Genomic DNA, 13,663 nt, shown 5'->3' on the forward strand with positions numbered 1-13,663 from the left:
CACCTCTCCGACTTGAAATTCAAACCGATTTGACTAGCCTCTACGCGGTCTGAAGGAGAGGGTATCGAAAATGAAGCAGTTTTTTAGGCTCGCGGCGGCGGCTGCCGTCGCGCTGTCCTGTACAGTTGTGACCGTCAGCGCGGAACCGGTCATGACGGCTACGGACGCCGTGCGCGGCGTCAAGCAGACCCGTGAGATCAAGCCACAGTTCCGCAAACGTGTCGTCCGTCTTGCCACCAGCGAAAAGCCCGGCACCATTATCGTCGACACCAACAACAAGTTTCTCTACCTCGTCGAAGGCAATAACCGCGCCACGCGCTACGGCATCGGCGTCGGCCGCGACGGTTTCGGCTGGTCGGGTGTCGTGACGGTCGGCCGCATGGCCGAGTGGCCGAGCTGGACGCCGCCGGCTGAGATGCGCGCCCGCGAGGCCCGCGAAGGTCACAATCTTCCCGCCGTTCAGCCCGGCGGCCCGGATAATCCGCTCGGTGCGCGCGCCATGTATCTCTACAAGGGCGGCCGCGACACGATCTTCCGCATTCACGGCACGAACCAGCCCTGGACGATCGGCCTCAACATGTCCTCGGGCTGCATCCGCATGATGAATAACGACGTCTCGCATCTTTACAGCCGCGTCTCCGTCGGCACCAAGGTCATCGTCGTCGGCCCCGGCAACAAGCAGGGCAATGTCGCCTTCCAGGACAAGGGCATCGATATCCTGCGCACCATGTTCGGCGGTTGAGCCACACTTTCAACAAAAAATAAAGGCGCACCTCGTGCGCCTTTATGTTTGTTAAGATTGTGACACAGAACTCTGCCACAGAATTGACCTGATCACCTTTCGGTACTTCGGGGATATTCAATGGCATATGCATTGCGTCTTTCCACCATGCTTCTGGCAGGCATTACGTTTTCCGTACTTGCGTCGGTGGCTGGCACGGCTTCGGCCGAAGATCTGGAATTTTCTATCTATGGCGGCTACCAGACGGCACCGCACAGCCACGTCGATGTTTCCGACGGCACCTCCTTCAGCGCCGGCTGGGAGGGCAAGTCGTTCGGCAGCCCGCCCTATTACGGCGGCCGCGTCACCTGGTGGCTGGGCGACTTCAACCTGCCGAACTGGGGCGTGTCGCTCGACTATACCCATGACAAGGTCTATGCCGATGACGAGACCATGGCACGTTCGCCGGGCTGGACGCATTTCGAATTCACCGACGGCCTGAACCTCCTGACGGTCAACGGCCTCTATCGCTTCAAGGACCCGGCCCGCCGCTGGACCCCCTATCTCGGCGCCGGTGTCGGGGTAAACATTCCGCATGTCGAAGTCACCCGTCCGCAGGGCACGACCTTCGACTATGAATTCGGCGGCGTGACTTTCCAGGCGCAGGCTGGCGTCGACTTCCGCGTCACCGACAACTGGTCGACCTTCGTGGAATACAAGGGCACCTATTCGCGCGTCGACGTTCCGATCGACAGCGGCGACCGCCTGAAGACGAACATCGTCACCAACGCCGTCAATGTCGGTATTTCCTACCACTGGTAATCTGGAGCAATTCCAGCAAAAGCGTACAGCGGTCTTGCGTCCGGAATTATGTAAAAACAAAGAGATAGAGCTGCGGGACTATTTGGTGCCGCAGCTCACCTTGCCTTCGACGACGAAGAAGCTTGTGCTGCCTTCGATGCGCAAAGCATAAGTGCCGCTGAAATTCGGCGAAGCCTTGCCGTGCTCGCCGGCGAGAACCGCGAGATCTAGAGACTCGCTTTCAGCGTCAGTACCGTCCGTCGTGAAAACTTCCAGGCGCAGATCGCCATCGCGCGACCAGCGGTTTGTCAAATCCTTCGATTCGAGGATCCGCTTGCCGAAGTTTTTGGATTTATTGGCGTCCTTGAGCATCAGCGCGCCACGGAAATGGATCAGCTTGTGACCGCCTCCATCTTCAAAAGCGCTTTCGAGCGTGAAGCGCACATCCTTGTCGTCTGCAGAACAGAAATAGCGACTGTCGGCGCGCGCCGCACCAGCCGCGCCGAGCAATACGGCAAGCACCGTCAATCCACGCCACATAGCCAGAACTCCTGAGATCGGCCCTTGAGATCGGCCAATGAATCGATGCTCTCAGGCTAGCGGCAAATCCCTTAATTTTTCAGGCACAGCACCGCCATAAGCCCAGTCCAGAAGCTCGACGGTGTGCAGGATCGGCGTGGCCATGCCTGAACCGATCTGGGTGATACAGCCGATATTGCCGGTGGCGATGATAGTGGCCTTGGTCGCCTCGATATTCTTGACCTTGCGGGCCTTGAGGGTAGCGGAAATATCCGGCTGCAGGATGTTGTAGGTGCCGGCCGAGCCGCAGCAGAGATGGCCCTCGGCCGGATCGCGAACGGTAAAACCTGCCGCCTTGAGCAGATGCTTTGGCGCCATGGTGATCTTCTGCCCATGCTGCATGGAACAGGCTGAGTGATAGGCAACGGTGATGCCTTTCGGCATGTGGGCGGGCAGATCGAGGCCGGCCAGATATTCTGTGACGTCCTTGGCAAGGGCAGAAACCTGCGCCGCCTTGCCGGCATAGGCCGGGTCAAGGCGCAGCATGTGGCCATAGTCCTTGATGGTCGTGCCGCAGCCGGAGGCGGTGATGATGATCGCGTCGAGGCCGCCAGCCTCGATCTCGCGGGTCCAGACATCGACATTGACACGGGCCGAGGCGAGAGCCTGCTCTTCGCGCCCCATATGATGGACGAGAGCGCCGCAGCAGGCCTCGCCCTCGGGGACAACCACCTCCACGCCCAATCGTGTCAGCAGCCGGATGGTCGCCTCGTTGATGGCGGGATCGAGAACGGGCTGGGCGCAGCCGGTGAGGATCGCGACGCGGCCGCGGCGTTCGGCCTGCGGCTCATGCCGGCCAGGCCGGGCAAAAGGCGACGGCGCCGGAATGCTTGATGGCGCAAGCGCCAGCATGGCTGCAAACGGCTTCAGTGCTGCCCCGCGCATCAAGCCGGCAAAGGGACGACCGATGCGCGCAAGCGCAAGTGCTGCACGAAAACGGCCGGGATAGGGCAGCACCGCCGCCAGAATGGCGCGCGTCAGCCGGTTCATGAACGGCCGCTTATAGGTCTTTTCGATGTGAACCCGGGCATGGTCGACGAGATGCATATAGTCGACGCCGGAAGGACAGGTCGTGGTGCAGGCAAGGCAGGAGAGACAGCGGTCGATATGGGTGACGACCTGCGTATCCGCCGCGCGACCGTTTTCCAGCATGTCCTTGATGAGATAGATGCGACCGCGCGGGCTGTCGAGTTCGTTGCCGAGCGTAACATAGGTTGGACAGGTGGCGGTGCAAAAGCCGCAGTGGACGCATTTGCGCAGGATCTGCTCGGATTCGGCCACATGCGGATCGGCAAGCTGGGCAAGGGTGAAGTTGGTCTGCATTTCAGTGTCCCGCCATCTTCCCCGGGTTGAAGATCCCCGACGGATCGAACTTTTCTTTCACGCGGCGCGAAAGCAGTGCCACTGCGTCTTCCTCGGGATGGAAGGCTGACGTCGCCGCTCTTGCCTGAGCCGAGGCGCGGATGAGCGTCGCATGGCCGCCACCGAGCGCCTTGATGAAGCGGCGGACCAGATCAGCTTCCGGATCGGCTTCCATGCGCGTCCAGACTAGACCACCCTGCCAATCGTAGAAAGCATCGACACCGGCTTCCAGCCGCAGGGCCGCAACAAGCTGATGGCCAATGCCCGGTGCGACCGAAGCACGCCAAACAGGTCGGGCGGTGCCATCGGCATAGGGCGCCACATCGCGGACTTCCTGCCAGAGCTGGCGGCTGGCGGCCCGATCCAGGCTCGCGACCTGCCCGAAGGGCGCCATCGCCGACAGAAGCTTTGCCACGCGCGATTCCACCGAGCCGGGTAGGCCTTCGATGCGCAGCACCGTCGCCTCGCCCTCGGGCAGGTTGCCGCCGATAAATTTCCAGGTCACCGTCAAAGGCAGGTGAGCAGCACCCGAGGCCTCCACCGGCAAAGCCATGGCCGCTGCCATAGCATTTGCGGCCTCGGCATCGTTGAGACCGGAGATGACGACAGTCTCCTCCGTCTTCGCACGCGGCGGCACACGGAAAGTCACCTCGGTCAGGAAGCCGAGCGTTCCGTGCGAGCCGGCGAGCAGCTTGACCAGATCGAGGCCCGTGACATTTTTCATCACGCGGCCACCTGCCTTGATGATCTCGCCTTTACCGTTGACGAAGCGGATGCCGAGCAGGCTGTCACGAGCAGCCCCCGCCACGAAGCGGCGCGGGCCGGAGACATTGGCGGCAAAGACGCCGCCGATCGTCGGTTCGCCCGAGGTGCCCATCACGGCGCGATGATCCATGGGTTCGAAAGCCAGCATCTGGTTGTTTTCGGCAAGGGCCGCCTCGACTTCGGCGATTGGTGTACCCGCCTTTGCTGTCATCACCATCTCACCGGGATTGTAGGAGACGATGCCGGACAGGCCAGTCGAGCGCAGGCGATCCTCCGCGTCGACCGCATTACCGAAACCAGAACGCGTATCGCCGCCGCTGATGGCGAGCGCACGACTCTCTTGCGCATGCGCGCGGATGATTGCTGCGGCTTCTTCTTCGCTTGCAGGCACCAGATCGATCATGCGGTAGGACGCCCCTCGAGCGGGAAGACCTTGGAAGGGTTCAGCAGCCATTGCGGATCGAAGGCGGCGCGCGCCGCCATCTGCTGGGCAAGATCGGCCTCGGAATATTGATGACGCATCAGATCGCGTTTCTCGATGCCGACGCCATGCTCGCCGGTCAGGCAGCCGCCGGCGTCGACGCAGAGCTTCAGGATATCGTCGCCGGCCGCTTCGGCCTTGGCGGCATCCTCGGGGTCATTGGCATTGAAGAGGATCAGTGGGTGCATGTTGCCGTCGCCGGCATGGAAGACATTGGCAACGCGCAGGCCGTAACCGGCGACGATCTCGGACGTCCGCTGCAGCACATGCGAAAGCTGGCTCAGCGGCACGGTACCATCCATGCAGATGTAATCGGCAATGCGGCCGGTGGCGCCGAAGGCGGACTTGCGCCCTTTCCAGATCAGCGCCGCCTCGGTTGCCGACTGGCATTCGCGCACCGTCTTGACGCAGTGTTTGCGGGCGATGTCGACGATGCTTTTCAGCATATCGTCCATTTCCGCTTCCGATCCCTCGACCTCGACGATCAGGAGCGCGCCGACATCAAGCGGGTAGCCGGCATGGGCGAAGGCTTCGCAAATCTCGATCGCCGGCTTGTCCATGAATTCGATGGCGACGGGAATGATGCCGGCGGCGATGACGTCGGCGACACAGCGGCCTGCCTCCTCGGAGCTTTCGAAACCGAAAAGCACCGGCCGGGCGCCTTCCGGCTTGGCGATCAGGCGTACCGTCGCTTCGGTGACGATACCGAGCTGGCCCTCATGACCGCAGACGAGGCCGAGCAGATCGTAGCCCGCCGCGTCCAGAGCCTTGCCGCCGAGCTCGATCACCGTGCCGTCGGTCAGCACCATCTTGACGCCGAGCAGGTTGTTGGTCGTGACACCATATTTCAGACAATGCGCACCACCGGAATTCATGCCGATATTGCCGCCGATCGTGCAGGCCAGCTGCGAGCTCGGGTCGGGCGCATAGAAGAAACCGTCCGCCGAGACGGCTTCGGAAATGTTGAGATTGGTGACCCCGGCCTGAACCACGGCGCAGCGATTGGCGAAGTCGATCTCCAGGATGCGGTTCATCTTCGACAGGCCGAGCACGACGGCATCTTCCTGCGGGATGGCGCCGCCCGAAAGCGAGGTGCCGGCTCCACGAGGGACGACCGGAATGCCGTAGCGATGACAGTATTTCATGATGGCTGCCACCTCCGCGGTCGAGCGCGGCAAGGCAACGGCGAGCGGCAGGCGGCGGTAGGATACGAATGCATCGGTCTCGAAGGGCACGAGTTCGCGCGCTTCGTGGATCAGGCATTCCGGCGGCAGGAGATCGACGAGATCGGCAACAATTTCCTTGCGGCGCGCAAGAACGTCGGGGCGCGGAGCGAGGAACGAAATGGCGTCGGACATGGCGTTCTCCCTCGGCCAACATGACGGAAACCAGTGACAAATCCTCCTTGTAACCGGTTCTTTCGGCTTAGCACTTTCCCGAAACCGGCGCAAATGTTAAGCACTTATGCCAAAAGGGAAAAAGTTATAAAAGCTTATGACCAATCTGGGTGATCTCGAAATCTTTGCCAAGGTCGTTTCAACCGGCAGCATGTCGCTCGCCGGCCGCGCGCTCGGCTTTTCCCCTGCCGTCGTCTCCAAGCGCATCAAGCGGCTGGAGGACCGGCTCGGCACACGGCTCCTGCAGCGCACGACACGGCAGATTTCGCTCACCGAATCCGGCCAGGGTTTTTACGATCGCGTTCTCGGCATCCTGGCAGGGCTCGAGGAGGCGGAATTCTATATTTCCGGGCGTTCGGCGCAGATGCACGGCACGCTTAAGATCTCGGCGCCCACCTCCTTCGGCCGCATGCATATCGCCCCGCATCTCAAGGCTTTCATGGAAGCCCATCCGGAGCTGGCGATCAATCTGGTGCTGACCGACGAGTTCAGCGATATCGTCGGCGGCGGCTTCGATCTCGCCATCCGGATCGCGGAGCTGACCGATTCCAGCCTTGTCGCCCGTCGGCTGGCGCCTGTGCGCCGAGTGCTCTGCGCCTCGCCCGATTATGTCGCTGCCCATGGCATGCCCAAACATATCGAAGAATTGAAGCAGCACCGCTGTCTGCCGGCCCATAACAATGATGTCTGGCGGCTGGACGGGCCGGATGGGGCCTTCAGCCTGCGGCCCGAAGGCATGCTGATCACCAATTCCAGTGAGGTGATCCGCGAAACAGTCATTGCCGGCCTCGGCATTGCGCTGCGTTCCACCTGGGACATCGGCGAAGAGCTGAAGAACGGCAAGCTCGTGCAGGTGCTGCCGGCCTACGAGGGTTCGCACAACGTTACGCTCTCGGCGGTCTACCCAAGCCGGCAGTTTCTGCCGGCCAAGGTTCGGTTGTTCATCGATTTTCTGGCCGAGCTCTACGGCCCGGTTCCCTATTGGGAGCGCTGAGGCCGGGCGAGCAGGCGACTAATCCGCCAGCTGCTCGATGACGAGATCGAGCAGCGCCCGAAGCCGCGCCAGCCGTCTCATATCGCGATGATAGCCGACCCAGGTATCGCGGCCGGGCGGCGCTTCGCCGAGATCGACGGGCTCGATGGCTGGGATGGCATCGCCGAGCGGGCACGGCAGGACGGCAAGGCCGGCGCCGTTGGCGCAGAGGGTCGCCTGCACATCTCTGTTATTGCTGCGCATGGCGATATCAGCCCTCGGCAGCAGACGCTTCAGCCAGCCGACATCGGGCATGCCGCCGAAGGCCTCATCCATGGTGACGAGCCGGGCGCCGGCCCCATCACCGGCCTCGGGATGTGGCAGGCCGCGGCGGATATAGAGGCGGTAATCGATATGCAGCAGCTTGCGGGATATGACCTCCGTCTCGGTGAATGGGGCGATGCGGAAGACGATATCGGCCTCGCGGCGCGCGAGGCTCATGAGGCGGCTGTCGGTCAGGAGTTCGATGACGACTTTCGGATAGGCGGCCGAGAACTCCGCCAAGACCGGTGAAAGCACATGCGCGCCGAACCAGTCGGACGAGGACAGGCGCAGCAGGCCGTCGAGCTGCTTGTTCTGGCCGGCAAGCTCGCGCTCCAGGCCGAGCGCTTCCTCTTCCATACGTTCTGCATGGGCAAAGACGGTCGTACCCTCATCCGTCAGGATGAAACCATCGGCGGTACGCTGAAAGAGCGTCTGGCCGAGCGAGACTTCGAGTGCACGCAGCCGCCGGCCCATGGTCGGCTGCGTCAAGCCGAGGCTGCGGGCGGCAGCACCCAGCGTTCCGAGCCGCGCGATGGCGAGAAAGAGTTTGAGATCGCTCCATTCCAAGGGTTTAGCCTCAAACAAAAATGCATGATCTACATGCGTTATCTTTGATTTTCATTCAGAATTCAATGCGGCATTCTGCGTCCAACAGATCAAGGAGAAGTTCCATGAGCAGCATGAAAGCAGCGCTTGTCGAAGCGCAGAATGCCGAATTCACCATTGCCGACATTGCAAAGCCCGTCGCGGAAGCCGGTCAGATTCTCGTACGCATCAAGGCCACTGCGCTCAATCCGCTGGATACGAAGATCCGGGCCGGCGAGGCCGCCCATGCACGCCATCCCCTGCCTGCCATTCTCGGCATCGACATGGCAGGGATCGTCGAGGCGGTCGGCCCTGGCGTGACCAGTTTTCGCGTCGGTGACGAAATCTATGGCATGACGGGTGGTGTCGGCGGGTTGCAGGGATCGCTGGCGGAATTTGCCGCCGTCGATGCCGATCTCGTTGCCTTGAAGCCGCGCAATCTCACCCTGCGCCAGGCGGCCGCCCTGCCGTTGATCGCCATCACCGCCTGGGAAGGTCTGGAAGAACGCACTCAGGTGAAGGCCGGGCAGAAGGTGCTGGTCATCGGTGGTGGTGGCGGCGTCGGCCATATCGCTGTGCAGATGGCAGTCGCTGCCGGTGCCGAGGTCTATGCCGTCGATAGCAGTTCGAAGGCCGCATACATCCTCAGTATTGGTGCAACGCCGATCGACTATACGAAGGAGACGACTGAAGATTTTGTCGCCCGATATACCGACGGGAAAGGATTCGACATCGTCTACGATACGATCGGCGGAAGGGGCCTCGATGCTGCCTTCCAGGCCGTCGCCAAGTTCGGCCATGTTGTCAGCAACCTCGGCTGGGGCACGCATTCGCTGGCGCCGCTTTCCTTCAAGGGCGCCAGCTATTCCGGCGTCTTCACGCTGGCACCGCTGCTGACCGGCGAAGACCGCGCCCACCATGGCGAAGTCCTCAAGCAGGTCGCACAGCGTGTCGAAGCCGGAATGATGATGCCAAATCTCGATCCGCGGCAGTTTTCGCTCGCAGACGTGGGAGAAGCCTATCGGCTGCTCGAAAGCCGTCAGGCCGAAGGCAAGGTCGTCGTGGAAATCTGACGCTCTGTCCGTTCGTTTCCCGCAATTGCGGACGCAAAATCGCTACGCACTTTTACTGGAATTGCTTTCTTGCTTACGCAATTCCACACGCAAAACCGCTATACACTTTTGCTGAATTGCTTTAGCGCGCCAGATCGAGATAGGCGCTCGCGACCATTGCGTCGATATCCGCGGGCACCGGCACGATGCAGGATTCGGCGCCGACACTGCGCTTTGCGACCCGCTCCAGGCAGCGGGCCTGCAGGGTGAAGCCGAGGTCCATGGATTCGACAGAGTTGCCGAGCGGGCGTGGGCCGGCGAGATTGGCCATATGACCGCCGCCGAGCACGTGGAAGGACCGACCGTCCTTCAGGTGGAAGGTCTCGATAAAATCGGCCTCGTACCGATCGATATCAACGACATCGGGATGGCTGCGGAAGGCTGCGACATCGATCTCATGCGGGAAATGCCCCCCGTTCATGAGGATCGCACCGTCCTTGATCAGCGGCAGATCGGTGACAGTGACGATGCCGGGAAAACCCGTGACGGTGGCGATCACGTCCGCCGAGCGGATCGCCTGTTCGCGGAGCGGCGTGATGAAGCCGTCCAGATGCGCCTCCAGGCTGGTAACAGGATCGATATCGACGACGCTTACCGTCGAGAAGGCGTTGCGGAAGGCGGCCGCCGTGCCCTTGCCGCAGGCGCCGTAACCGAAGACGGTCACACGCTTGCCATTGGTGGAGCGGTTGGTGAAGCGCATGTAGCTTTCGAACAGGCTCTGGCCGACGGCATGCCTGTTTTCGGCGAATTGCTTGATCGGGCTGTCGTTGATGACGAGGATCGGCATGGCGAGCCGGTCGCGCATCGGCAGCAGGCGGGTTCGGCCGGAGGTCGTTTCTTCCGTGCCGCCGAGCAGATTGGCGTAGGGCCTCTCGGCTGCGATCGCGAAGAGATCACCACCATTGTCCAGCAAGAGATCGGGCTTTTCGGCAACGACGGCTTCAAGGCTCCGGTGATGGGCGACGGGATCGGTCGTCTGGGTTGCGAAGACAGTGATGCCCTGCGCGCGCAGGAATTCCACGGTTGCCGGCTGTGTACTGTTCAGGTTGCCGGTGCAGATCAGGCGCGCCCCACCGGCCCGCAGGGTCATCAGCAGAGCGACCGTCTTCGGTTCCAGATGGATGCCGGTGCCGATCGAAAGGCCGGCAAAGGGGCGCGTCTTTTCGAATTCCGTAGCCGTTGCCTTCAGCAGGCGGCAGCTATTCCCGATCCAGTCTATGCGTGTCGCAGGTTTTTCCATCTCATGCCCTTTCGTTCCTGTCTGTTCTAGCGAGGCAAAGATAGGGCGGGCATGGAGATATTTCTGATGAAAGGGCAGAAAAACTGCCCTTTCAGGACGCGCCGCCCGAGCGCCGCAGCCAGTTGCGGAGCGCTGCGAAGGCCGGCCGTTTCGCATCCGATGTCCGGCAGCAGAGGCTGTAACCAGCCGGCCGGCGGATGAAGCCGTAAGGGGCGGCCAGAATGCCGCGGGCGAGATCGTCCTCGATCGAAGCTTTCGGCGCCAGCGCAACGCCGAGGCCCGCACGGGCAGCGCCCACTGCCAGAAGAAGATCCTCAAATTCTCGAAGACGGGAAAAGGCAACAGGGGGCGTACCGCTTTCTGCAAACCATTCTGTCCAGAGTTTCGGCGCGCTGCGGCTGACAAGGATGTTTGCTTCCGCCAAGGCCGCGGCGTCGCCTGCAAGTCTGCCGGCCATTGCGGGCGTTGCAACCGGGCCGAATTCATCCTCCATGAAGCGTGTTTCGGTGATACCGGCAGAAGATCTGATCTCGCCGCCCATGATCACGGCGTCGAAATCCGGATGTTGCGACAAGGGTTCGACTACCGTCATCGGCACGATATCGATCTCGATATTGCCAAGGCTTGCCTGCATGTCGGCCGCTCGCGGCATCAGCCACCAGATGGCGAAAGCCGACGGCACGCCAAGGCGGATGCGCTGCCTGCCCGCCTCTTCGAATTCATCGGCGGCGCGTTTCAATATGGTCAGGGCAGCACCGGCAGCCTCGGCAAAGGCGCTTGCCTTCTCGGTCGGAACCAGCCTGCGGCCGTCACGCACGAAGAGCTTGCTGGCGAGGTGATCTTCGAGCGTCGATATCTGCTGGCGCACGGCGCCGCGCACCACGCCCAGCTCTTCGGCCGCCTTCAAAATGCTACAGTGACGACAGACAGCTTCAAAGGCGCGGATCGCGTTGAGGGGTGGGAGTCGCATGGTTACCACATTGTAGAAAATCACGATGGATCAGAAGATCTCGCCATTGAATGAAAAGCAAGGTCGGGCCATATTGTACAGCTGTGCAAAACGACGCATTCGGGACAGGAAATGGCGAGATTTCCGAACCTGCCTGGTCTCGATTTTTCCTATGTACAGTGGATAAAATAGTTTTTCGGTTCGTTTTGCACGTATGGATCGCGCAAGCTTTTCATATCATACTAATATAATAACGACTCAGCCTAACGAACGTAAAGGTGACCCGACAATTGACCCTTCTTGCCCGCCTGGCTTCTGATGTGCAACTCATGTTTCGGCGTCCGCCGCGACAGCAATATGCTGCGCTCTGTTACCGGGTCAAAAAGAAGACGGGTGAGCTCGAAGTTCTGCTGATGACCAGCCGCGATACCGGGCGCTGGGTGATCCCCAAGGGCTGGCCGATGAACCGCAAATGTGCCTATGAAGTTGCGGCACAGGAAGCCCTGGAAGAGGCTGGCGTACGCGGCACGGTGGAGACCGAAACGCTCGGCGACTATACCTACCCCAAAGTTTTGCGCGACGGCATGAAGGTGACCTGCAAGGTCCAGGTCTATGCCCTCGAAGTGACTGGTGTGGCGAAGAATTTCAAAGAAAAGGGCGAGCGGACCGTCGAGTGGGTTTCCTGCGACGAAGCGGTCAAGCGCGTCCAGGAACCCGAACTGCGTAACCTGTTCCTCGCCTTTAAACGGCGCATGGCTGAAAAACTTTCTGGCGGCATTCCGAAACAAATTCCGGCGGAATAAGTCTTGCCATCTTGTGCCGCTAGAAAAGGCGGCGCAAAAGCAGGACTTAGCCAGGAAACAGAATGCCGCAACGCAACGCCGTCCTTACGAAACGCACGCTTGATAAGGATCTCGACAAGGTCACCCATGTCGAGGATGCGGCCAAATATGTCTCGCGACGGCTGGTGGCGCCCGGGCTTGGCTTGATCTTTCTCGGCCTGGCGATGCTTTTTGCCGGTGTCTATGTGTTTGACAGGCCCGGCGCGGTGCTGGTGATTGCGGCTGCAGCACTTGCCGCCTACATGGCGATGAATATCGGCGCCAATGACGTGACCAACAATGTCGGCGCAGCGGTTGGTGCACGCGCCATCACCATGAAACAGGCGCTCATCATCGCCGCGATCTTCGAGGTGCTGGGCGCGACGATTGCCGGCGGCGAGGTCGTCAAGACAATTTCGTCCAGTATAGTCGATACGGTTCAGGTCCCGCCGGCAACACTCGGCTGGATCATGATGGCGGCGCTCACGGCTGCCGCACTCTGGATCAACCTCGCCACCTGGATGAATGCGCCGGTTTCGACGACGCATGCGATCGTCGGTGCTGTGATCGGTGCCGGCGTGGGAGCGGTCGGATTCGAGCCGGTCAATTGGCGGGTCATGCTGGAAATCACCGCGAGCTGGATAACCTCGCCGTTGATCGGCGGGCTGGTCGCCGCGGGGCTCCTCTATCTGGTCAAGACCCTCATCCTCTATCGCGAGGACAAGATCGCCGCCGCCAGGCAATGGGTTCCCATCATGATCGCCGTGATGGCCGGCGGTTTCATGGCCTATATGGTGCTGCAGCTCGCGCCGCGGGGCCGATACTCGTCGCTGACGATCCTCCTGATCGGCATCGGGATCGGTCTCGTCAGCTGGCTCGTGGTGCGGCCGGTCGTCTTGCGGCAGGCAGAGAATCTCGAAAACCGCAACAGCTCGCTTCGCACACTGTTCCACTTTCCGCTGATCGGTTCGGCCGCCCTGCTCTCTTTCGCGCATGGCGCAAACGATGTCTCCAATGCGGTCGGTCCGCTTTCGGCGATCGTTCACTCTGCCGGTATTGCCGACAACAGCATGATCGGCCACCCGCCGCTCTGGGTGATGCTGATCGGCGCCTTTGGAATCTCGGTCGGCCTTTTGCTTTTCGGGCCGCGCCTTATCCGGCTCGTCGGTGAGGAGATCACCAAGCTCAATCCGACGCGCGCCTATTGTGTAGCGCTCTCGACCGCCTTCACGGTCATCGTCGCCTCCTGGCTCGGCCTGCCGGTGAGCACCACCCATATCGCCGTCGGCTCGGTGTTCGGCGTCGGCTTTTTCCGCGAGTGGTACACGCGCAATTCGAAGCGCCGTATCGAATTCATACGCCGCAAGACTGAAAGCTTCGAGATCGACGAACCGGAGCCGAACGTTCATGAAGCCCGACGGCGTTATCTGGTTCGCCGGTCGCATTTCATGACGATCGTCGGGGCGTGGGTCATTACAGTGCCGGTCTCGGCCGCGCTTGCGGCGGTGATTTATTGGGCTATGTTCGCGCTCTTCATGTGAGTCAGGGTCTTA

Annotated in this window: 13 protein-coding genes; 6 read left to right on the plus strand and 7 right to left on the minus strand. The window is 61.2% G+C overall.

Features of this window, described 5'->3' with window-relative positions; translation table 11 throughout:
• Window positions 1-70: 70 nt before the first annotated feature.
• A complete protein-coding gene (locus ACR9ZQ_RS22040; RefSeq protein WP_113323884.1) occupies window positions 71-742 on the plus strand; it encodes a L,D-transpeptidase in 672 nt (223 codons plus the stop codon).
• A 120-nt stretch (window positions 743-862) separates the two neighbouring features.
• Entirely contained in the window at window positions 863-1,543 is a 681-nt protein-coding gene (locus ACR9ZQ_RS22045) for an outer membrane protein (RefSeq protein ID WP_481428822.1), read from the plus strand.
• Between the two features lie 78 nt (window positions 1,544-1,621).
• Here the strand turns inward: ACR9ZQ_RS22045 and ACR9ZQ_RS22050 are convergent, their stop codons facing one another.
• The 4 genes from ACR9ZQ_RS22050 to ACR9ZQ_RS22065 are packed head-to-tail and all read right to left on the minus strand — an operon-like array spanning window position 1,622 to window position 6,067.
• Window positions 1,622-2,062 (minus strand): hypothetical protein, encoded by a 441-nt coding sequence (locus ACR9ZQ_RS22050; protein WP_481428823.1) that lies wholly within the window; start codon window positions 2,060-2,062, stop codon window positions 1,622-1,624.
• 51 nt (window positions 2,063-2,113) lie between these two features.
• Window positions 2,114-3,424 carry a glycolate oxidase subunit GlcF gene (gene glcF, locus ACR9ZQ_RS22055; protein WP_310378621.1) on the minus strand — a complete coding sequence of 437 codons (1,311 nt, stop codon included), beginning with the start codon at window positions 3,422-3,424 and terminating at the stop codon, window positions 2,114-2,116.
• A 1-nt stretch (window position 3,425) separates the two neighbouring features.
• Entirely contained in the window at window positions 3,426-4,631 is a 1,206-nt protein-coding gene (locus ACR9ZQ_RS22060) for an FAD-binding protein (RefSeq protein WP_310378623.1), read from the minus strand.
• A complete protein-coding gene (locus ACR9ZQ_RS22065; RefSeq protein ID WP_310378625.1) occupies window positions 4,628-6,067 on the minus strand; it encodes an FAD-linked oxidase C-terminal domain-containing protein in 1,440 nt (479 codons plus the stop codon). The genes ACR9ZQ_RS22060 and ACR9ZQ_RS22065 overlap by 4 nt, the downstream gene beginning before the upstream one ends.
• A gap of 136 nt (window positions 6,068-6,203) precedes the next feature.
• Between ACR9ZQ_RS22065 and ACR9ZQ_RS22070 the strand changes: the two genes are divergently transcribed.
• Window positions 6,204-7,100 carry a LysR family transcriptional regulator gene (locus tag ACR9ZQ_RS22070; RefSeq protein ID WP_477819199.1) on the plus strand — a complete coding sequence of 299 codons (897 nt, stop codon included), beginning with the start codon at window positions 6,204-6,206 and terminating at the stop codon, window positions 7,098-7,100.
• Window positions 7,101-7,118: 18 nt separating this feature from the next.
• On the opposite strand, the gene ACR9ZQ_RS22075 is transcribed toward ACR9ZQ_RS22070, so the two are convergent.
• Entirely contained in the window at window positions 7,119-7,970 is an 852-nt protein-coding gene (locus ACR9ZQ_RS22075) for a LysR family transcriptional regulator (protein ID WP_481428824.1), read from the minus strand.
• A gap of 104 nt (window positions 7,971-8,074) precedes the next feature.
• On the opposite strand from ACR9ZQ_RS22075, the gene ACR9ZQ_RS22080 reads away from it, so the two are divergent.
• A complete protein-coding gene (locus tag ACR9ZQ_RS22080) occupies window positions 8,075-9,061 on the plus strand; it encodes a zinc-dependent alcohol dehydrogenase family protein (protein ID WP_481428825.1) in 987 nt (328 codons plus the stop codon).
• 121 nt (window positions 9,062-9,182) lie between these two features.
• Here ACR9ZQ_RS22080 and ACR9ZQ_RS22085 read toward each other — a convergent pair whose 3' ends face one another.
• Entirely contained in the window at window positions 9,183-10,340 is a 1,158-nt protein-coding gene (locus ACR9ZQ_RS22085) for an adenosylhomocysteinase (protein WP_481428826.1), read from the minus strand.
• A gap of 91 nt (window positions 10,341-10,431) precedes the next feature.
• Window positions 10,432-11,310, minus strand: a complete 879-nt coding sequence (locus ACR9ZQ_RS22090; protein WP_481428827.1) for a LysR substrate-binding domain-containing protein — start codon at window positions 11,308-11,310, stop codon at window positions 10,432-10,434.
• A 269-nt stretch (window positions 11,311-11,579) separates the two neighbouring features.
• On the opposite strand from ACR9ZQ_RS22090, the gene ACR9ZQ_RS22095 reads away from it, so the two are divergent.
• Together ACR9ZQ_RS22095 and ACR9ZQ_RS22100 are read left to right on the plus strand one after the other, a co-directional pair.
• Window positions 11,580-12,092, plus strand: a complete 513-nt coding sequence (locus ACR9ZQ_RS22095) for an NUDIX hydrolase (RefSeq protein WP_007819215.1) — start codon at window positions 11,580-11,582, stop codon at window positions 12,090-12,092.
• 62 nt (window positions 12,093-12,154) lie between these two features.
• Complete coding sequence (locus ACR9ZQ_RS22100) at window positions 12,155-13,651, plus strand: inorganic phosphate transporter (RefSeq protein WP_113324146.1); 1,497 nt, start codon at window positions 12,155-12,157, stop codon at window positions 13,649-13,651.
• Window positions 13,652-13,663 lie beyond the last annotated feature (12 nt).

It is taken from the genome of Rhizobium sp. KNZ14-9A, assembly GCF_056755015.1.